At 61.8% G+C, this 18,724-nt stretch carries 17 protein-coding genes; 8 read left to right on the top strand and 9 right to left on the bottom strand.

Annotated elements, in window-relative coordinates; genetic code table 11:
* Nucleotides 1-23: 23 nt before the first annotated feature.
* The 3 genes from Q0949_RS12725 to Q0949_RS12715 all read right to left on the bottom strand — a co-directional run bounded on the left by Q0949_RS12725 (nt 24) and on the right by Q0949_RS12715 (nt 2,129).
* Complete coding sequence (locus Q0949_RS12725) at nt 24-1,301, bottom strand: flagellin (protein WP_299372672.1); 1,278 nt, start codon at nt 1,299-1,301, stop codon at nt 24-26.
* A 203-nt stretch (nt 1,302-1,504) separates the two neighbouring features.
* Nucleotides 1,505-1,861, bottom strand: coding sequence for a flagellar biosynthesis protein FlgN (locus Q0949_RS12720; protein ID WP_299372669.1), 357 nt, complete (start codon nt 1,859-1,861; stop codon nt 1,505-1,507).
* Nucleotides 1,854-2,129 (bottom strand): rod-binding protein, encoded by a 276-nt coding sequence (locus tag Q0949_RS12715; protein WP_299372666.1) that lies wholly within the window; start codon nt 2,127-2,129, stop codon nt 1,854-1,856. The genes Q0949_RS12720 and Q0949_RS12715 overlap by 8 nt, the downstream gene beginning before the upstream one ends.
* A gap of 115 nt (nt 2,130-2,244) precedes the next feature.
* Here Q0949_RS12715 and Q0949_RS12710 point away from each other — a divergent pair, with 115 nt between their 5' ends.
* Together Q0949_RS12710 and Q0949_RS12705 are read left to right on the top strand one after the other, a co-directional pair.
* Entirely contained in the window at nt 2,245-4,431 is a 2,187-nt protein-coding gene (locus tag Q0949_RS12710) for a flagellar hook-length control protein FliK (RefSeq protein WP_299372663.1), read from the top strand.
* 4 nt (nt 4,432-4,435) lie between these two features.
* The gene (locus Q0949_RS12705) at nt 4,436-5,095 is read left to right on the top strand and encodes a flagellar hook capping FlgD N-terminal domain-containing protein (protein ID WP_299372660.1); all 660 of its coding nucleotides are present in this window, start codon (nt 4,436-4,438) and stop codon (nt 5,093-5,095) included.
* Nucleotides 5,096-5,098: 3 nt separating this feature from the next.
* On the opposite strand, the gene Q0949_RS12700 is transcribed toward Q0949_RS12705, so the two are convergent.
* Genes Q0949_RS12700 through Q0949_RS12680 form a run of 5 tightly spaced genes read right to left on the bottom strand, consistent with a single transcriptional unit; the run spans nt 5,099 to nt 10,360 of the window.
* The gene (locus Q0949_RS12700; RefSeq protein ID WP_299372657.1) at nt 5,099-6,412 is read right to left on the bottom strand and encodes an FAD-binding oxidoreductase; all 1,314 of its coding nucleotides are present in this window, start codon (nt 6,410-6,412) and stop codon (nt 5,099-5,101) included.
* Complete coding sequence (locus tag Q0949_RS12695) at nt 6,409-7,227, bottom strand: ABC transporter permease subunit (RefSeq protein ID WP_299372654.1); 819 nt, start codon at nt 7,225-7,227, stop codon at nt 6,409-6,411. Before Q0949_RS12695 ends, Q0949_RS12700 begins: the two co-directional genes overlap by 4 nt.
* Nucleotides 7,224-8,099: an ABC transporter permease subunit gene (locus Q0949_RS12690; protein ID WP_299372651.1), complete on the bottom strand. Its 876-nt coding sequence runs from the start codon at nt 8,097-8,099 to the stop codon at nt 7,224-7,226. Before Q0949_RS12690 ends, Q0949_RS12695 begins: the two co-directional genes overlap by 4 nt.
* Nucleotides 8,096-9,217: an ABC transporter ATP-binding protein gene (locus Q0949_RS12685; protein ID WP_299372648.1), complete on the bottom strand. Its 1,122-nt coding sequence runs from the start codon at nt 9,215-9,217 to the stop codon at nt 8,096-8,098. Before Q0949_RS12685 ends, Q0949_RS12690 begins: the two co-directional genes overlap by 4 nt.
* 60 nt (nt 9,218-9,277) lie before the next feature.
* On the bottom strand, nt 9,278-10,360 hold the full coding sequence (locus Q0949_RS12680; RefSeq protein ID WP_299372645.1) for a polyamine ABC transporter substrate-binding protein: 1,083 nt from the start codon (nt 10,358-10,360) through the stop codon (nt 9,278-9,280).
* 149 nt (nt 10,361-10,509) lie between these two features.
* On the opposite strand from Q0949_RS12680, the gene Q0949_RS12675 reads away from it, so the two are divergent.
* Nucleotides 10,510-11,907, top strand: a complete 1,398-nt coding sequence (locus tag Q0949_RS12675) for an aspartate aminotransferase family protein (RefSeq protein WP_299372642.1) — start codon at nt 10,510-10,512, stop codon at nt 11,905-11,907.
* Between the two features lie 245 nt (nt 11,908-12,152).
* On the opposite strand, the gene Q0949_RS12670 is transcribed toward Q0949_RS12675, so the two are convergent.
* The gene (locus Q0949_RS12670; RefSeq protein WP_299372639.1) at nt 12,153-13,304 is read right to left on the bottom strand and encodes a M24 family metallopeptidase; all 1,152 of its coding nucleotides are present in this window, start codon (nt 13,302-13,304) and stop codon (nt 12,153-12,155) included.
* 189 nt (nt 13,305-13,493) lie between these two features.
* Here Q0949_RS12670 and Q0949_RS12665 point away from each other — a divergent pair, with 189 nt between their 5' ends.
* The 5 genes from Q0949_RS12665 to Q0949_RS12645 all read left to right on the top strand — a co-directional run bounded on the left by Q0949_RS12665 (nt 13,494) and on the right by Q0949_RS12645 (nt 18,695).
* Nucleotides 13,494-14,594, top strand: a complete 1,101-nt coding sequence (locus tag Q0949_RS12665; protein WP_299372636.1) for an ABC transporter ATP-binding protein — start codon at nt 13,494-13,496, stop codon at nt 14,592-14,594.
* A gap of 79 nt (nt 14,595-14,673) precedes the next feature.
* Nucleotides 14,674-15,783 carry an extracellular solute-binding protein gene (locus Q0949_RS12660; protein WP_299372633.1) on the top strand — a complete coding sequence of 370 codons (1,110 nt, stop codon included), beginning with the start codon at nt 14,674-14,676 and terminating at the stop codon, nt 15,781-15,783.
* 95 nt (nt 15,784-15,878) lie between these two features.
* Complete coding sequence (locus Q0949_RS12655) at nt 15,879-16,166, top strand: DUF1330 domain-containing protein (RefSeq protein WP_299372630.1); 288 nt, start codon at nt 15,879-15,881, stop codon at nt 16,164-16,166.
* Nucleotides 16,167-16,169: 3 nt separating this feature from the next.
* Nucleotides 16,170-17,804 (top strand): ABC transporter permease, encoded by a 1,635-nt coding sequence (locus Q0949_RS12650; protein ID WP_299372627.1) that lies wholly within the window; start codon nt 16,170-16,172, stop codon nt 17,802-17,804.
* 6 nt (nt 17,805-17,810) lie between these two features.
* On the top strand, nt 17,811-18,695 hold the full coding sequence (locus Q0949_RS12645; RefSeq protein ID WP_299139989.1) for an ABC transporter permease: 885 nt from the start codon (nt 17,811-17,813) through the stop codon (nt 18,693-18,695).
* The last annotated feature ends 29 nt before the right edge of the window (nt 18,696-18,724 follow it).

Here is an 18,724-nt window from a genome sequence, read left to right as displayed (position 1 = left end):
TTTCAGCGCCCCACCGTTTCAGATTACCGGAACAGCGACAGGATGGTCTGCGGCGCCTGGTTCGCAATCGAAAGCGATTGCACACCCAGCTGCTGCTGTGTCTGCAGCGCCTGAAGCCGTGCAGACACTTCTTCCATGTCCGCGTCGACCAGCGAACCGATCCCCGATGTCAGCGAGTCGGTCAGCTTGCTGACGAACTCACTCTGGGTCTCGATCCGGCCTTCGACTGAGCCAAAGGAGGCAGCGGCATCGATCGAAATGTCGATCAGCGCTTCAATCGATGTCAGCGCAGCGGTTGCACCGGAGTCGGTCGTTACATCAATGGCTTGCAAGGCCGCCAAACCGCCGGAGCTGGTGCCAGCAGTGTTGCCGGTCGTATCCGCCTCAATCGTCACTTCCAGCTCGTTACCGGCATTTGCACGCGTCAGGCGCACCGTGTCACCGTCGAGCGAAACGGTATAGTTCGTCTCGTTTGTCGCGGACAGGAATGTGTTCACCTGGTTGTAGAGGTTGTTTGCAACGTCCTCGGTGCTGTCATTGGCGTTGGCCACATACTCGAATGTACGTGTGCCAAGGCTGTTTGCGTCAGCCGTATCATCCAGAACCAGCTGATAGCCGAACCCATCACCAACCGATGCAATTGCGACGTCGACATAGGACGCTGTACCGGTTGTCGGCACGCCGGTGCCGGAAACAACCGCCGAACCGCCTTCGGCTGTTGCGTTCACGATGTTGGTCGATGTGTCTGCGCCTGTGGCACCGTCATAGACCTGTGTGGTGACCGAGCCGGACACCGACAGGTTCTGGCGTTCGACCGTGATCTCGGACGCGGTCACGTTGCCAGAGGAATCGCGGTCCAGAGACGACAGGATGGTCACATCGGTCGAGGACGAACCATCAACGAGGTTCAGGCCGTTGAACTGCGCCGCGCCGACCACGCTTTCGATCTGTTCGCGCAGGGCCGTGATATCCGTCTGGATCTTGTCGCGGTCCACGTTGCTTTCCTGTGCCGCAGTGATTTTGCCTTTGATATCTGTCAGAAGGTCGGTGACCGTCTCGGCCGCGTTTCGTCCGACCGCCACAGTCGATTCACCAAGGCTCAGGCTTTCGGAAATGGCCTTGAACCCTTTGACGTCCGACTCCATGACCTTGGAAATCGCCCAAACCGCCGAATTGTCCTTTGCGCTGGAAACGGATTTACCGGTCGAGATCTCGTTTTGAGTCATCGCCAGGTTTTTGTTGATCCCTTTGAGGGTTTGCAGCGCAACCATTGCGCTGTTGTTCGTAAGAATGCTCGACATGTGCATGTCCTTTTGTCACGGCGCTTTGCGCCAGGGGTTTGTCTGACCCGGTCGGGGCAGATCGGGTGCCGTTCTGACAAATGCACTCCCTTTGGCAGGGGCATGCGCCACTCGTTTTGAGTGCCTGCACACCATGCCGTCGATAGACTAACTGAAACCTTAACCGCCGCGGGCAGCTTGCGTAGGATTTGATTCAATCCCTATCACGCCCGCTTTTCGACCGATGTTTCGGAGCGAATCTCGACCGTGCGTTTTTCACCCTTGGCGTCATAGGTCTCCAGCGATTTGCGCACGCGCCGGATCGCCGCCAGACGTCGTGCAACCGACCGCACACCCTCCAATGCCGAATTCAGCAGGTCCTGATTGCGCTCGACCTTGTCTTTCAACGGGGCCAAGGCCGCGCGATCCAGGGCGTCCGCTTTGTTCAACGCATCGATGAGCCGTTCCTTGCGGTCGTGCAGACGTGTGACGTCATCCAGATCACCGCGCAGCAGCGCAGTGCGCTCCGCTTCGAGCAGATCATCGAGACTGTCTATGATATCGCCAATTGCTTCAGACATTTTCCTGCCGCTCCTTCAATGCATCAAACAACGCCTCGGCCAGACCGATGCCGCCGGCCTCGACCATTTCCGTGGCCTGCGCCTGTACCAGAAAGGACGAAAACTGGTCCTCGCCTGCACCACCGCCAAGGCTTTCCCGAGATTTTCCGAAACCCGCAGATTTCAGCATCTCGGCAAGGAACGTGGCCTCGAGCTTCTTTGCGGCATCCATGAGGGCCGCATTCTGCACCTTCGCTTGCGGGATCGGCCCGGCATTCACGACATCCATTCCAGTTCCTCTCAATTCGAATGATTTTTCCCAGCATGGCGGACGTTTGGTAAAGAACCGGTAACCACCATGGCGCCATGTTCGGTCAAACGCGGAAGAAATCCCGGAGACTTGTATGGATCTGCCACTTGCCACTGATCTGAAATCCACGGCCGTACCGCCGCCAAAAGATACGCCAATCGTGCATGTGTCGGAGCCGGTCGAGTTTCTGGCCGTCTTCTCAGGTCAGGATCCCGCGGCGCAGGTGATCAACCCGCCACTGCCGAAAAGCGCCGCGCCTACGCCGCGCGCATCGGAGAATGCGGACACCGAACGTGCGGCTCCCGCGGATGACACGGCCGTCCCGCACGTCAAATCCGACACTGCCCCTGGTACGGAACACCCCACATACGCGCCCGCGCAAACCCGCCCCAGAGACGGCGATCCGATTGCGTTGCCCACGCGTTCCGACGGCGACACGCCAAATGAACCGGCGGCGCAGGACGATGCCAGACGCGTGGCGGCCGACAGAACCGAAATTGCCGAAACACCGGCGCGGGTTGTGCGGCGGTCCGTTGACGAAATTGCGGTCATGGCCCGGTCCGAATATCGCGCCGCATCGCAAACCGACACGGCACCCTCAGGCGTTGTTGTCGACACCTCAGGGCATAAGGAACACGCTCGGCAGGAATCCGTCACACGCGACAGGTTACCAACCGATCTCGCGGCGGCCACGGTGCGACGTGAAACCGGCCCGCCAGACACGCCGGTCGGACGCGCACCTGCTGCGGCTCAACCCGACGGGACACCGCCTCTCACCGGACCAGCCGACAAGGCAACACCCCAACCCGTCGCGAGCCCGCTTGGGCAGACGCCTGCGATGTCACGAGAACAGCCAGTGGGCCGTATTCTGACCGCCCCGCCCAATTTGCCTGTGCAGTCCGAAGTGCCGCAGCCGGAATACGGAAAACCAGCCGATCAACCGCCCGCCGTTTCGTCAACGCCGGCGCGCAATCAGACTGTGCCCGCCGCGCCGAACCACCCGTCGGCCAAGCCGGATATTCCGTCGCAAGGGGTCGCACGACATGCTGAAACCGCCGTGACGCATGTCCAAGCTCCCGGTTTCCGAAACGACCCGACACACCTTGCGGAGGCACCTGCGACAGACACAGCGCGCGCTCCAAGTGCCACCGCTGTCCCGTCCGACCGGCAACTTGGCGTGGTCAGGCATGACCCGGATCAGGGGGCACACCCACCGACCGTCTCACCTGCGCCAGCGTCAAGAACTGACCTGTCGCCAGAGCCTCAACTCTGGTCCAAGGGGACGATTGAGCCAAACGGTGACAAGCACACACCCGCGTTGCAAGGCGGGCCCGCAGCCTCTGTTATCGATCGCCATCTGTCGGGGCAGCCGATCTTGTTGCAACCGGTGGCCGCGTCAATGGGCCCCGCGACGCTCCAGAACATGTTCGATGTGGCCATGCCAACCGAAGCCGCGCAATCTCCCTTGGTCGTCAAACGATCCGCCGGGCAGAATGCGGATGGTGATCTGCTGCGCTGGAACACGCCGCAAAACAAATCGAAGACGACCCTGTATCAAACCGTCCACGTCGCCAGCCTGACCCCACATGCGCCAGAGACAGCCGCGTCAACGCCAGCGCGCGCGGTTCCAACAGAGCCGCACATGGGGTCTCGGATGACCAGCGATACTCACGTGATGTCCACGCCGCAAAACGCGGCGGTTCAGGTCAGCCCGTCCGTCGTTCTGCACAATCGGGTCCAGTCGCAAGCCATGTCTGCCGGGATGGACATCACAGTTTCGGAACGGACCCAGACGCTGGCCGAGCCGGATGTGATCTGGGACCTCAAGGTCACCCCCAATCAACCGGCAACGCCTGCACAAGCGGCACGGGTTGAAACCGCGCCCCCTCTCCCGCCTCAGATCGCCGAAGCGTTGGTCAAAACTCCGCACAAACCGATCGAAATTGCATTGAACCCCGCAGAGCTGGGGCGCGTGCGCATGGTGCTTGCCCCCTCCGAGACGGGCATGGTCGTCCTGATCCAGGCAGACCGTCCAGACACGCTCGATCTGATGCGGCGCAACGCGGATGACCTGGGGCAATCGCTGGCCGATCTGGGATACGAGGACGTGTCGTTCTCCTTCGACCAGGGCCAGCAACAGGAAACGTCCGAGGATCCATCGCCGCATGGGTCCGCGCAGGAAATGCCCCCTGACCCCGGCGCGCCCGGCGCAATCGACAGTGCCATCCCCCCTGCCCCACGTCTGGCAATCGCGCCCGACGCAATCGACATGAGGTTCTAGTGTCATGCAAATTCTACCTTCAGCCACAGCCGCTTCCGGCGGGGCCGCCTCGGCTTCCAACAATGCCAGCGTGCTCAGTTCCGATTTCGAGGTTTTCCTCCAGATGTTGACCGCACAGGCGGAATACCAGGATCCGCTGGAACCCATCGATTCCTCGGAATACGCAGCTCAGCTGGCGCAGTTTTCCATGGTCGAACAGCAGGTCAACACCAACGACCTGATGGAACAGATGTTGCAAGCGCTTGGCGCGAACGACATGGCGAGTGCCGCGAACTGGATCGGCATGGACGCCCTTGTCCAGGGCCCCGCGAAATTCGATGGCGACGCGGTCACAATCGCGCCCAACCCACCGCTTGCCGCTGACGAGGTATCCTTGATCGTCACCAATGGCCAAGGCACCGAGGTCCAGCGCTTGCCCCTGCCGGTCAGCCCGGATTTGTACGACTGGGACGGCAAGGCCACGGACGGCTCGTCCTTGCCTTATGGCGAATACAGCTTTCAGATCGAAAGCCGCGCCAATGGCCAGGTGCTGCTGACCGAACCCGCATCGGTTTATTCCCGCGTGACCGAAGCCCGCATCGACGGCGGTACGACCCTCCTGCTGTTGGACAGCGGGTACATGATCGGGGCGAACAATGTCACGGGGCTGCGCGCGCCTATCTAGGGCTCAGCGATCCAGCACGTTCAGCGCCGCATAGACGGGTGGCATGACAATGCGCCGTGCCGCGCCAAACGGAAACCTGCGCGCAGGCGTACGCATCGCCTGCGGATAGAGCGCCGGCGCGCGCCCCAACGCAAGATCCGCCAGGATCGAGCCTGAGAACATGCCCATCGCCACCCCGTTCCCGTGATAGGCAAAGCCCGCCAGCACACCAGACTGCCCCGGCAAGGCCCCGACAAACGGCAGGAGGTTGCGCGCAAGGCACACCATCCCCGACCAGCAATGAGTAACATCGACACCTGCCCACTCTGGAAACATAGCGCGAAAGTCGCGCATCAGCGCGCGCCGCGCGGCATCCTCTGCCGCCGGGGATGACCGCAGCCCGCCCCGCATCCCGAACAGGAACCGCCCATCCGGCATCAGCCGGAAATAATGCAACAGGTTGCGACTGTCATAGGCCATCTGATCACTGGTCCACCCCTGTTGCGCGCGCTCTTGCGCTGTGATGGGCCGGGTGACCAGAACGGTGGATTGCGCGGGCATGTAGCGCGCCGCCATCGCCGCAGGGATGTCTTCGCTGGAATACCCGTTGGTGGAGACAATCACGCGGTCGGCATGCACCCGGCCACCGGGCGTCTCGACCGTCGTGCCAGCGACGCGGGTCGCGGGGCTTTGATCATAGATCTGCGCGCCTGCGGACAGCGCGGCGGACAGAACGCCACACAGCAACTTGCCCGGGTTCAGGCCAAAGCCGACGGGAATTGTCATCGCCCCGTGAAAGGGCCCGGCCATGCCCGCATCGCGCATCTGATCGGCACCCAGAAACGTCGGCACCACACCATAATTCTCTTCAATCCGCGCCGCTTCGCCTTCAAACACCGGCAACAGGCCGGGCTTGTGCAATACGCAGGTTTCACCTTGCGAATGTCGGTCGATGTCCAGACCGAGGGACGCCGCCAATTGCCCCACATACGCGACCGCCGCAACCTCGGCGCGACGCCACTCCAGACGCCCCGCGCGGCCAAACCGGCGATCAAGGCTGGCGTCAGACGCCATCCCGCCGCCGAGGCAGCAGAACCCGCCATTGCGCCCCGATGCCCCCCACCCGGCACGGTTGGCGTCCAGCACAACAACCGACGCGCCCGCGCGGGCCAGCGTCAGTGCCGCCGACAGGCCCGTGAACCCGGCCCCGACGATGGCCACGTCGCATCGGACGTCCCCGCGCAGCACGGGATGTTCAACCGGCGCGACGGTCTCGTCCCACCAGCACCCGGCCCGCGGGCCATCGCCATAGGCAAAATCGGGAAAAATCCGCTTCATGCGGTGCGGGCGGCGGTCTGTTCGTCCCGTTTGGCCCGCAGCGCCGCCTGCTTGCTGCCCAGCGACGCCGCGATGACACCCACCGTCACCAGCCCGATCAGGATCGTACTCAGCGCGTTGATCTCCGGACTCACACCCAGCCGTACCGACGACCAGATCTTCATCGGCAAGGTCGTCGCCGACGGCCCCGAGGTGAAGGACGCGATCACGAGGTCATCAAGGCTGAGCGTGAAGGCCAGCAGCCACCCGGAAATGACCGCAGGCGCAATGATCGGCAAGGTGACAAGGCGGAACGCGTCAAAGGCCGAGGCGCCAAGGTCAAGTGCTGCCTCTTCGAGCGACCGGTCAAAGGTCATCAGGCGCGAAGACACGACGACGGACACGAAACACATGGAAAAGGTCGTATGCGCCAGAACGATCGTCAGCACCCCGCGATCCAGACCGATGCCAATGAACAGCAACAGCAGCGACAGGCCGGTGATCACCTCGGGCATCACAAGCGGGGCATAGATCATCCCCGAAAACAGCGTCCGGCCAAAAAACCGCCCCCCGCGCACCAGCACATAGGCGGCCATCGTGCCCAGTACTGTGGCAATCGTGGACGAAATGACCGCCACCCGCAGCGTCACCCACGCCGCGTCCAAAAACGCGTCGTTGGACAACAGCTCTCCGTACCACTTGGTCGAAAACCCGGCCCAGACGGTCACCAGCTTGGATTCGTTAAAGCTGTAGATGATCAGAATCAGCATCGGCACGTAGAGAAACACAAACCCCAGCGTCAGCGACACGACATTGAAAGGGCTCAGCCGGGTCATTGCTCGGCCTCCGCCTGCCGCTGTTCATTACGCTGGAACAGCACGATGGGGATGATCAGGATCAACAGCAGGATCACCGCCACCGCCGACGCCACAGGCCAGTCGCGGTTGGAAAAGAACTCTTCGAACAGGACCTTGCCGATCATCAGTGTCCCCGACCCACCCAAAAGCGACGGAATGACAAACTCGCCCAGCGCCGGGATAAAGACCAGAAAACAGCCCGCGATAATCCCGTTCTTGGACAGCGGGATCGTGATCAGCCAGAACGCCTTGATCCGCGAACACCCCAGATCTTCCGCCGCCTCAATCAGCGACCCGTCCAGACGGTCCAGGGCGGAGTAGATCGGCAGGATCATGAACGGCAGATAGGTATAGACGATGCCGATATAGACGGCCGTATTCGTGTTGAGGATGGTCAGCGGGTCACTGATCACCCCCGTCCACAGCAAAAACTGGTTCAGGAACCCTTCGCCCGACAGGATGCCCACCCACGCATAGACGCGGATCAGGAACGAGGTCCAGAACGGCAGGATCACCAGCATCAGCAAGGTGGGCCGCCATTCACTCGGTGCACGCGCCATGGCATAGGCCATCGGGTATCCCACAATCAGCGTCAGGATGGTCGAAATCACCGCGATCCGCAGCGAACTGACATAGGCTTTCCAATACAGATCGTCCTCGGTGAGGAAGACAAAGTTCTCGAAATCCAGCTGCGTCAGCATCGTCCAGATGCCGTCCTTGGCCGTCGGCGTATAGGGCGGGATCGCCAGCGCGATGTCGGACAGCGAAATCTTGAACACGACCGCAAAGGGGATCAGGAACAGCGCCAGCAGCCAGACATAGGGCACTGATATGAGAACGGCGCGCCTCATTGGTCCAGCAGAACCCCCGCGGTCTTGGTCCAGCTGATCCAGACGGTGTCTTCCCACGTGATATCACGACGCGACAGGCGGCGGGTGTTGGCGGTTTGCGCCTTGATGATCTGACCGCCGGGCAATTCCACGTGATAGGTCGACAGATTGCCGAGATAGGCAATATCGAGCACCTTGCCCTGCAACAGGTTGTCGGTACCCTCGGGGGCGGTTGTGTGGATCGCAACCTTTTCGGGCCGGATGGCCAGATGGGCGGTCTGCCCGTCAGAAAACGGTCGTTCCGACATGGCCGTCACCGTGCCGTTCTCAACCCCCAGCGCATAGGTATGGTCGCCCGTTGCCTTGACCGTCCCGGCCAGGATGTTCACGTCACCAATGAAATCCGCCACATAAACGGACTCCGGCGCTTCATAGATCCGGTCCGGCGTGGCGACCTGCATCACACGCCCCTCGTCCATCACCGCGATGCGGCTGGCGACGGTCATCGCCTCTTCCTGATCGTGGGTGACGATGACAAATGTCGTGCCGGTCTTTTCCTGAATGTCCATCAGCTCGAACTGCGTCGCCTCACGCAGCTTGGCGTCCAGCGCGCCCAGCGGTTCATCCAGCAGCAGCAACTTGGGTGCCTTGGCCAAGGACCGGGCCAGCGCCACACGCTGACGCTGCCCGCCCGAGATCTGGTGCGGCTTGCGGCGGGCAAATTTCTCCAGCCGGGTCAACTTCAGCATCTCTTCGACACGGGCGGAGATGGCCGCCTTGTCACTGCTCTCGCGGCGCAGACCAAAGGCGATATTGTCCCAGATCGACAGGTGCGGGAACAGGGCATAGGACTGGAACATCATGTTTACCGCCCGCTTGTTCGGCGGCACACCCGCGATGTCTTGGCCCGCCAGTTCAATCGACCCATCGGTGGGGTTTTCAAACCCCGCCAGCATCCGCATCATCGTCGTCTTGCCACAGCCCGATGGCCCCAGCAGGGCAAAGAATTCGCGCTCAAAAATGTCGAGGGTCAGATCGTCAATCGCGGTGAAATCGCCAAAGCGTTTGGTGACGTTGCGAAACCGGATCAGCGGCGTCTCGTTCGGGTCGTCCCAGGGGGCGAAAACAGTCTCTGCCAAAGGGGAATCCGTTCAAAATGAAAAGGGCGCAGGGGATGTCCCTGCGCCCGGATATCAGGCTCAGGTGCCCGACTTGACCTTGGTCCACATGCGCGTGACCGTCCGCTGAACGCGGGCCGGATAGGGCGTTGTGGTGTACAGGTTTTCCAGCGTCGCGGCATCCGGATAGATCGCCGGATCGCCGATCACATCCTCTACCAGGAATTCCTGGCTCGCGAGGTTGCCATTGGCGTAATAGACATAGTTCGACGCCTGCGCCATGTTCTGCGCATCAAGGATAAAGTTCAGGAACTTGTGCGCCCCCTCGGGGTTGGGCGCATCGACCGGAATGGCCATCTGGTCGAACCACATCAGCGCTCCTTCGCTGGGCGCATTGTAGGCCACCTCGACACCGTTCTCGGCCTCTGCCGCACGGTCCCGCGCCTGCAGAATGTCACCGGACCAGCCAAAGGCCACGCAGATATCCCCATTGGCCAGCGCGTTGATATATTCCGAGTTGTGGAACTTTTGCACATACGGACGCACCGCGGTCAGGATCGGCTCCGCCTTGGCCAGAACGTCCGGGTCATGACTGTCGGGGTCCTCGCCGATGTATTTCAGCGCGGCGGGAATCATCTCGGTCGGGGCGTCAAGGAAATGCACGCCACAGGCTTGCAGCTTTTCCATATTGGCCGGATCAAAGATCAGGTCGAGCGAGCCCATGGGCGCGTCCTCGCCCAAAATCTCCTGCACCTTGCCGACATTCACACCAATGCCCGTGGTGCCCCACATGTAGTTGATCGAATACTCGTTGCCGGGATCGTATTGCGCCGTGCGCGCCTCGACCACATCCCACAGGTTTTCCGCATTGGACAGTTTCGAGGTGTCCAGTTTCTGGAACGCGCCCGCGCTGATCTGGCGTTGCAGGAACGTGCCCGACGGTACGACAACGTCATAACCCGAGGATCCGGCCAGCATCTTGGTTTCCAGAACCTCGTTGCTGTCGAACACGTCATAGATCAGCTTCAGGCCGGTCTCTTCTTCGAACTTGGTCAGCAACTCTTCGTCGATGTAATCGGACCAGTTGTAAACGCGCACTTCGTCGGCCATCGCCGCACCCGTCAGGGCCACGATCGCCGCAGTGCTCAGCATCATCTTCTTCATGGTGTACTCCCGTATCACGCCCGGTAGGCCCGGGTCAGCGTGCATGAAATCAACTTTTGTCTCACGCGTCCAGCGACATTGCAGATGCCGGATTGACGGCGACGCGGTTGCCCATATTCTCGGCATGTTCTCAAACACCCGAGGTTTCCATGGCCACCATCACCAACCATCTGCCCACGTCCGAGCTTCAGGCGCTGGATGCGGCACATCACATGCACCCGTTCACCGCGGGCGGTGAGCTGGCGGAAAAGGGCGCGCGCGTCATCACGCGGGCCAAGGGCGTGTACCTGAACGACAGCGAAGGGAACGAGATCCTCGATGGCATGGCGGGCTTATGGTGCGTGAACATCGGCTATGGCCGCACCGAACTGGCCGACGTCGCCGCGCGCCAAATGCGCGAGCTGCCCTATTACAACACGTTCTTCCAAACGACCCACGTGCCCGCCATCGCACTGGCGCAAAAGATCGCGGAACTGGCACCGGGTGATCTGAACCACGTGTTCTTTGCCGGGTCTGGGTCCGAGGCGAACGACACCAACATCCGCATGGTCCGCACCTATTGGGCGACCAAGGGCAAGCCCTCGAAATCCATCATCATCAGCCGCAAGAACGCCTATCACGGATCCTCCGTCGGCTCAGGCAGCCTGGGTGGCATGACCCCGATGCACGAACAGGGCGGCATGCCGATCCCCGACATCGTGCACATCGACCAACCCAACTGGTGGTCCGAAGGCGGCGACAGCACGCCAGAGGCGTTTGGTCTTGCCCGCGCGCAGCAGCTGGAACAGACGATTCTCGCACATGGCGAGGACCGCATCGCCGCCTTTATCGCCGAACCCATTCAGGGCGCAGGCGGCGTCATCATCCCGCCCAGCACCTATTGGCCGGAAATCCAGCGCATCTGCGACAAGTACGAAATCCTCCTGATCGCGGACGAGGTCATCTGCGGCTTTGGCCGCACCGGCAACTGGTTCGGCGCGCAAACCCTTGGCATCAAACCGCACATCATGACCATCGCCAAGGGTCTCAGCTCCGGCTACCAGCCCATCGGCGGATCCATCGTCTGTGACGAGGTGGCCGAGGTCATCGGCTCGGGCGAATTCAACCACGGCTACACCTATTCCGGCCACCCGGTTGCGTCGGCAGTGGCGCTGGAAAACCTGCGCATCCTCGAAGAGGAACACGTGCTCGACCACGTCCGCGACGTCGCCATGCCCGCGCTGCACGAGATGTGGCACGGGCTGGCCGATCACCCGCTGGTGGGCGAGACGACAATCGTGGGCATGATGGGATCGCTGGCCCTGACGCCGCACAAGGACAGCCGCGCCAAGTTCGCCATGGACGCAGGCACCGCAGGGTTCATGTGCCGCGAAAGATGCTTTGCCAACAACCTGATCATGCGCCACGTCTATGACCGCATGGTGATTTCGCCGCCGCTGGTGATTACCCCCGAAGAAATCGCCGAACTGGGCCGCCGCGCCCGCACCGCGCTGGACGAATGTTACGCCCAGCTCAAGGACGGCGACATGCTCAAACCGGCCGCTTGAGCTTTCTGTCAGGCAGCGAGGGGCCAGCCCCTCGCGCTCCCCGGGATATTTATAGCCAAGAGAAAGGAATTATTAAGGTTAATCGCTTGAACTGAACGCACGGTACAGGCGGGGACGCCGATGACCGTGCCGGGAGAAGTGATTGCTTCTTTCTTGTGGGAAGCACCCTTGGCGGCGCTTCCCACATTTCTTTCGGCCTAAAATATCCTCGGGGGGAGGCGAAGCCGGGGGGCAGACAGCCCCCCTCAGCCCTTCACAATCATCCCCCGCGGTCGATCACAAAGGCACTCCGCCGCGCCGGTCTCCGTGATCCGGATGCTTTCCGTAATGGCAAGGCCCCACCCGTCCATCCAGAGCCCGGGCATGAAGTGGAACGTCATGTTGGGCTCCAAGACCGTTTCATCCTCTGCGCGGAATGACATGGTCCGCTCCCCCCAATCAGGTGGATAGCTCAGGCCAATGGGGTAGCCGCAGCGGGCCTCTCGTGTGATGCCGATCCTGTTCAGCGCACCGTTCAGCGCCGCCGCCACATCGCGCGCCTGGTTGCCTGCCCGCGCGGCGTTCAGCCCGGCCTCCAACCCTGCGATAATCGCGTCCTCTGCGCGCTTCATCTCGTCGGGCGGCGTGCCAAGGAACACGGACCGGCACAGCGGCGCGTGATAGCGGCGGTAACATCCTGCAATCTCGATTGTGGTCGCCTCGCCGCGCTGGAACGGGCGGCCATCCCATGTCAGGTGCGGGGCCGCCGCATCGGCGCCCGACGGCACCAGCGGCACGATGGCCGGGTAATCCCCCCAATCGTCGCCAACACCCGCGATGGCCTCGCGGAAGGCTTCGGCGACAACCGTGTTCTTGGGCACATCCGGCGCGATCCGTTCGGCCATGCCATCCACGACCTTTTCCGAAATCCGCGCCGCCTTGCGCATATAGGCGATCTCGGTCTCGGACTTGACCGCCCGGCACCAGTTCACGAGGCCGGTGGCATCCACACTGTCCACCCCGCCTTGCACCAGCACCGCGTGGGCCTTGGCCGAGAAATAGTAATTGTCCATCTCCACGCCGCACCGGCCCGACAGATACCGCGCACAATCCTCCATCGGGTGGCGGAGCGGCGTCTGGATGTAGTGTTCGGCATAGCCAACCGCGCGATCCTGCGCCATCCACATGGTGCGGTGCGCGCCTGCTACATCCTGCATCCGGCCCCACCACAGCGGGTCGGCGTCATGGGTCACGATCACCCCCTGATGCACGTAAAAGGACCAGCCGTCATAGCCGGTCAGCCAGCACATGTTCGACGGATCCGTGATCAGCAAACAGTCGAGGTCGGCGGCCCCCATCGCCGCACGCACACGGGCCAATCGATCCACATATTCACTTTTCCCAAAGGCAGTCTGCATGATTCCCAAACCTTTTTCCCGTTTTGCTGCAATACAATGACCCACCGCGCGCTGATTTCGCAGTGAAATCGACCAGATTGCGCTATCGGGCCGCCAAATCACACCTTCTGTGTTGCAACATGGGGATCGTCCCGTTTTACATGTGGCGAACGGCAATCAACTGCCGACGATAAAAACGGGGAGCCAGATTTGGCTGATACTGCGACCGACCAGGCGTTCGTCGAATTCGAGCGCGTGCAGAAAAGCTATGATGGCGAGATTCTCGTCGTCAAAGACCTGAACCTGTCGATGCCCAAGGGCGAGTTCCTGACGATGTTGGGACCATCGGGGTCGGGCAAAACAACCTGTCTGATGATGCTGGCCGGGTTCGAAACCGCCACGCACGGCGATATTCGGCTGGGTGGGACGTCGATCAACAACATCCCGCCGCACAAGCGCGGCATCGGCATGGTGTTCCAGAACTATGCGCTGTTCCCACACATGACGGTGGCCGAAAACCTCAGCTTTCCGCTGGAGGTTCGCAAGATCGGCAAATCCGAGCGCGAGGAAAAGATCATGCGCGCTCTTGGCATGGTGCAAATGCAGGATTTTGCCGGGCGGCGCCCTGCGCAGCTCTCCGGGGGGCAGCAACAGCGCATCGCCCTGGCCCGTGCGCTGGTGTTCGAACCGGAACTGGTGCTGATGGACGAACCGCTGGGCGCGCTGGACAAACAGCTGCGCGAAACCCTGCAATTCGAGATCACGCGCCTGGCGCATGATCTGGGCATCACCACCGTCTACGTCACGCACGACCAGACCGAGGCCCTGACCATGTCTGACCGCGTCGCCGTGTTCGACGATGGCCGCATTCAGCAACTGGCCCCGCCCGATCAGCTCTATGAAGAGCCGCAGAACAGTTTCGTCGCCCAGTTCATCGGCGAGAACAACACGCTGTTGGGCGTCATCGAAAAGATCAAGGGCGACACCTGCGAGGTCCGTCTGGATGATGGCAGCATCATCGACGCCAAGCCGATCAACGTCACCGAAGTGGGCCAGCGCACGCGCGTGTCCATCCGCCCCGAACGGGTCGAGATGGACAAGTCGCGCCTGAACCCGGACGCACACACGCTCAAGGCCGAAGTGCTGGAATTCATCTACATGGGAGATATCTTTCGGACACGGTTGCGCGTGGCCGGCAACGATGACTTCGTGATCAAGACACGCAACGCACCCGATCAAGTGCGCCTGACACCGGGCACGCAGATCGACATCGGGTGGATGCCGAACGATTGCCGGGCGCTCGACGCCTGAGCACGTCAAGAAGGCCGGGGCGACGCCCGCGTCTGGCCTTCCACACTCAAATCCGGGCGTAAACAGTGGGAGTAATACCATGCAAATGACCAAGACACTCTTGGCAACCACGGCACTGACGGTCGCCTCAGGCACCGCATTTGCCGACGGCCACATGGCCAGCGACATGACACTCGTCAGCTGGGGCGGCGCCTATCAGTCCAGCCAGCAAAACGCATATGTCGCGCCTTACATCGAAATGAACCCCGGCGTCACAGCCGTTTGGGACGAAAGCTCGGCCGAAGCCGTGGCCAAACTGCGCGCCATGAACGAAGCGGGCAATGTCACATGGGACGTCGTTGACGTTGTGGCCGCCGACGCGATCCGTCTGTGCGACGAAGGCCTCGCGCTGGAAATCGACGCGGACGAACAACTGGCCGCAGCCCCTGATGGCACATCCGCATCCGATGACTTTGGCGACCTGCTGGTCTCCGACTGCTTCATCCCGCAGATCGTCTATTCGACAACATTCGGCTACCGCACCGACCTGGTGGGTGACACAGCACCGACATCCGTCTGCGCCGTGTTCGACACCGACGCCTACCCCGGCAAGCGCAGCCTCGAAAAGCGCCCGATCAACAACATGGAATGGGCCCTGCTCTGTGACGGCGTCGCCAAAGAAGACGTCTATGACGTTCTGGGCACAGCCGAAGGTCAGGATCAGGCTCTGGCCAAGCTCGACACAATCAAGGACGACGTGATCTGGTGGTCCGCCGGTGCCGACACACCCCAGCTGCTGGCTGACGGTGAAGTTGTGATGGGCTCGACCTATAACGGTCGCCTGTTCGCCGCCATCGAAGAGCAGAAGCAGCCCATCGGCATGCTCTGGGACGCGCAGGTGTTCGACCTCGACGGCTGGATCATCCCCACGGGCCTGAGCCCCGAGCGTCAGGCACGCGCACTGGACTTCGTCAAGTTCGCGACCGACACGCAGCGTCTGGCCGATCAGGCCAAGTACATCTCGTACGGTCCGGCCCGCCTGTCCTCCGCTCCGCTGGTGGGCAAGCACGAATCGCTGGGCATCGACATGGCACCGCACATGCCGACCGACCCGGAGAACGCCAAGAACACGTTCCTCTACAACTACGAGTTCTGGGCGGACTACCGCGACGACATCGACGCCAAGTTCCAGGCGTGGCTGGCTCAATAAGAACCAAAGGTGCGCCGTAAAGGCGCACCCTACCCCCCCTTTGCGTAGGGTGCGCGCCTGACGCGCACCCTATGCCAAACCGAACGAGGCGCGCGATGCCCAAGGGCTACATCATCGGTCACATCACCGTAAACGACCCCGAGGCGTATAAGGAATACGTCGAAAAGGACACGCCGATCCTGTTGTCCCATGGCGCGGTTCCGCTGGTGCGTGGCGGCGATGCGCATTCCATGGAAGGGCCAGAATTCTCCCGCCACGTCGTATTCGAATTCCCCACTTACGAAGCCGCATTGGCCGCCTATTACGACCCCGCATACCAGGAGGTCATGAAGATCCGCCACCGCACAGCGACGTCCATGATCGTTGTCGCAAAGGGAGCCTGATCCATGGCCGAGACGATGCTGGCCGCCGACGGCACCCCCCTCAAACGCAGCCTTGCGCGCGCACTGCGCCGCCAGAAACTGCGTGCGCTTGCGCTGATCGCGCCGCTGCTGATCTTCGTGCTGATCACCTTCATCGTCCCGATTGCCTCGATGCTGTTCCGTTCGGTCGAAAACGAGATCGTCCAGAACACCCTGCCCTACACGGTGCAGGAACTCGCCTCCTGGGACGCGGCCACCGGCGAGGTCCCGGACGAACCTGTGTTCGAGGCGATGTATTTCGACATGTTCATCGCCGCCGAGGCCAAACGGCACACCCGTCTCGGCACCCGCCTGAACTATGAACAAACCGGCCTGTCGTCCCTGTTCCGCCAATCCGGGCGCAAGCTGGACGATCTGGGCAAGGACATCCAGAAACCGCTCGAAAAACTGAACAGCGACTGGAAAGACGGCGAAACCTGGTACGCCATCTTCAACGGCGCGCCCGCCGACACCGCGCTGCTCGCCACCCAACGGGCTCGCGTCGCCGCGTTGACCGACAACCCGACCGAAGGTGACGTCAACTTCGCACCGCGCGCGGACATCGCACAGCTTCTGCCAAAAACCGCTCGCGCCTACACCGCCTGGGCCGTGTTCGAGGCCACCCAGGATGGCCGCGATCCCGCCACCCGCGATCCGTGGGAGGCCCTGCCCGTCGCCCTCGCCACTGACCTGCAAACCGCCGACCTGTCCGCCTATTCCGGCCCCGGCGCCGACCTGCTGCGCGCCGCACAGTCCGCCGACCTGCCGACGCCCGACTTTACCGCGGCCTTCACCGATATGGACGAAGACTGGGCAACCATCATCCCGTGGCAAACGATCCAGACCCATTCCAGCACCTATACCGGCGGCTATTTCCTGAACGCCGTCGATGCCCAGAAAACACCCGAAGGCATCGCCTGGCAGCCGGATGACAAGCAGATCCTGCTCAAGCTCTTTGGCCGCACCATCTGGATGTCGCTGCTGATCACCTTCTCCTGCATCGCGCTCGGCTACCCCGTCGCGTGGCTGCTGGCCAACCTGCCGATGCGCAAGGCCAACATGCTGCTGATCCTCGTCCTCCTGCCCTTCTGGACCTCGCTCCTCGTGCGGACCTCCGCGTGGAAGGTCATGCTGCAACAACAGGGCGTCATCAACGACGTGCTCGTGTGGATCGGGCTGGTGGATGACGCCAACCGGCTGATCATGATCAACAACCAATTCGGCACAATCGTCGCCATGACGCACATCCTGCTGCCCTTCATGATCCTGCCAATGTACTCGGTCATGCAGACGATCCAGCCGTCCTACCTGCGCGCCGCAAAATCACTGGGCGCCACCAACTGGACAGCCTTCTGGCGGGTCTACTTCCCGCAATCGGTGCCCGGCATCGGCGCGGGGTCCATCCTCGTCTTCATCCTCGCCATCGGGTACTACATCACCCCCGAAATCGTCGGCGGCACCAAGGGTGTGTTCATCTCGAACCGCATCGCCTACCACATCTCGTCCTCGCTCAACTGGGGCCTCGCCGCTGCCTTGGGCTCGATCCTGCTGGCCGCCGTGCTGGTGCTCTACTGGGCCTATGACAAGATCGTGGGCATCGACAACGTCAAGCTGGGATAACAGACCATGGGCCTTCCTCCATACGCCACGCTGGGTCAGCGCATCTGGTACTACAGCTTCCGGGTGATCTGCGGGCTGATCTTCTTCTTCCTCGTGGCCCCCATCGTGGTGGTCATGCCCCTGTCCTTCAACGCACAGGATTTCTTCACCTTCACGCCGGAAATGCTGCGCCTCGATCCCGCGGGCTACAGCCTCAAACACTACGAGGATTTCTTCACCAACCCGCAATGGCAACTGGCGCTGAAAAATTCGCTGATCATCGCCCCCATCGCGACGGTCATCTCGGTCAGTCTCGGCACCCTCGCCGCCATCGGCCTCAGCCAATCCCACGTGCCGTTCAAAGGCACAATCATGGCCATCCTGATCTCACCCATGATCGTCCCACTGATCATCTCGGCCACGGGCATGTTCTTCTTCTACTCGTCCTTAGGCAACTGGATGGAAAGCGTCCTTGGCCTGAACAAGGGCTTCGTGGGCTACGTCAAGGTCATCCTCGCCCACGCGGTCCTCGGCATCCCCTTCGTGATCATCACCGTTACGGCCACACTGGTGGGCTTCGACCGCTCCCTGACCCGCGCCGCCGCAAACATGGGTGCAGGCCCGGTCACAACCTTCTTCCGCATCCAGATGCCACTGATCCTGCCCGGTGTGATCTCGGGCGGCCTCTTCGCCTTCATCACCTCCTTCGACGAGGTGGTTGTGGTCCTCTTCGTGGGCTCCGCCAGCCAGAAAACCCTGCCCTGGCAAATGTTCATCGGCCTGCGCGAACAGATCAGCCCGACAATCCTCGCCGTCGCCACCATCCTCGTGGTGATCTCCATCGCCCTGCTCACCACGGTCGAACTCCTCCGCCGCCGCAGCGAACGCCTGCGCGGCATGTCACCGGGCTAACCCTTCCTTTCGCCGAAAATACCTCGGGG

The sequence above is a fragment of the uncultured Tateyamaria sp. genome, assembly GCF_947487805.1.
In the GTDB taxonomy this organism is placed as follows: Bacteria; Pseudomonadota; Alphaproteobacteria; order Rhodobacterales; family Rhodobacteraceae; genus Tateyamaria.
The sequence above is the reverse complement of the archived record's forward strand: the minus strand, read 5'-3'. Positions and strand labels throughout refer to the sequence as shown.

Excerpts from the sequence above, each read along its gene's own strand:
- Q0949_RS12725 (WP_299372672.1), bottom strand. The coding sequence starts at position 1,301 with ATGTCGAGCATTCTTACGAACAACAGCGCAATGGTTGCGCTGCAAACC.
- Q0949_RS12715 (WP_299372666.1), bottom strand. The coding sequence starts at position 2,129 with ATGGATGTCGTGAATGCCGGGCCGATCCCGCAAGCGAAGGTGCAGAAT.
- Q0949_RS12655 (WP_299372630.1), top strand. The coding sequence starts at position 15,879 with ATGCCCAAGGGCTACATCATCGGTCACATCACCGTAAACGACCCCGAG.
- Q0949_RS12645 (WP_299139989.1), top strand. The coding sequence starts at position 17,811 with ATGGGCCTTCCTCCATACGCCACGCTGGGTCAGCGCATCTGGTACTAC.
- Q0949_RS12720 (WP_299372669.1), bottom strand. The coding sequence starts at position 1,861 with ATGTCTGAAGCAATTGGCGATATCATAGACAGTCTCGATGATCTGCTC.
- Q0949_RS12695 (WP_299372654.1), bottom strand. The coding sequence starts at position 7,227 with ATGACCCGGCTGAGCCCTTTCAATGTCGTGTCGCTGACGCTGGGGTTT.
- Q0949_RS12705 (WP_299372660.1), top strand. The coding sequence starts at position 4,436 with ATGCAAATTCTACCTTCAGCCACAGCCGCTTCCGGCGGGGCCGCCTCG.
- Q0949_RS12710 (WP_299372663.1), top strand. The coding sequence starts at position 2,245 with ATGGATCTGCCACTTGCCACTGATCTGAAATCCACGGCCGTACCGCCG.
- Q0949_RS12690 (WP_299372651.1), bottom strand. The coding sequence starts at position 8,099 with ATGAGGCGCGCCGTTCTCATATCAGTGCCCTATGTCTGGCTGCTGGCG.
- Q0949_RS12680 (WP_299372645.1), bottom strand. The coding sequence starts at position 10,360 with ATGAAGAAGATGATGCTGAGCACTGCGGCGATCGTGGCCCTGACGGGT.
- Q0949_RS12670 (WP_299372639.1), bottom strand. The coding sequence starts at position 13,304 with ATGCAGACTGCCTTTGGGAAAAGTGAATATGTGGATCGATTGGCCCGT.
- Q0949_RS12650 (WP_299372627.1), top strand. The coding sequence starts at position 16,170 with ATGGCCGAGACGATGCTGGCCGCCGACGGCACCCCCCTCAAACGCAGC.
- Q0949_RS12660 (WP_299372633.1), top strand. The coding sequence starts at position 14,674 with ATGCAAATGACCAAGACACTCTTGGCAACCACGGCACTGACGGTCGCC.
- Q0949_RS12700 (WP_299372657.1), bottom strand. The coding sequence starts at position 6,412 with ATGAAGCGGATTTTTCCCGATTTTGCCTATGGCGATGGCCCGCGGGCC.
- Q0949_RS12675 (WP_299372642.1), top strand. The coding sequence starts at position 10,510 with ATGGCCACCATCACCAACCATCTGCCCACGTCCGAGCTTCAGGCGCTG.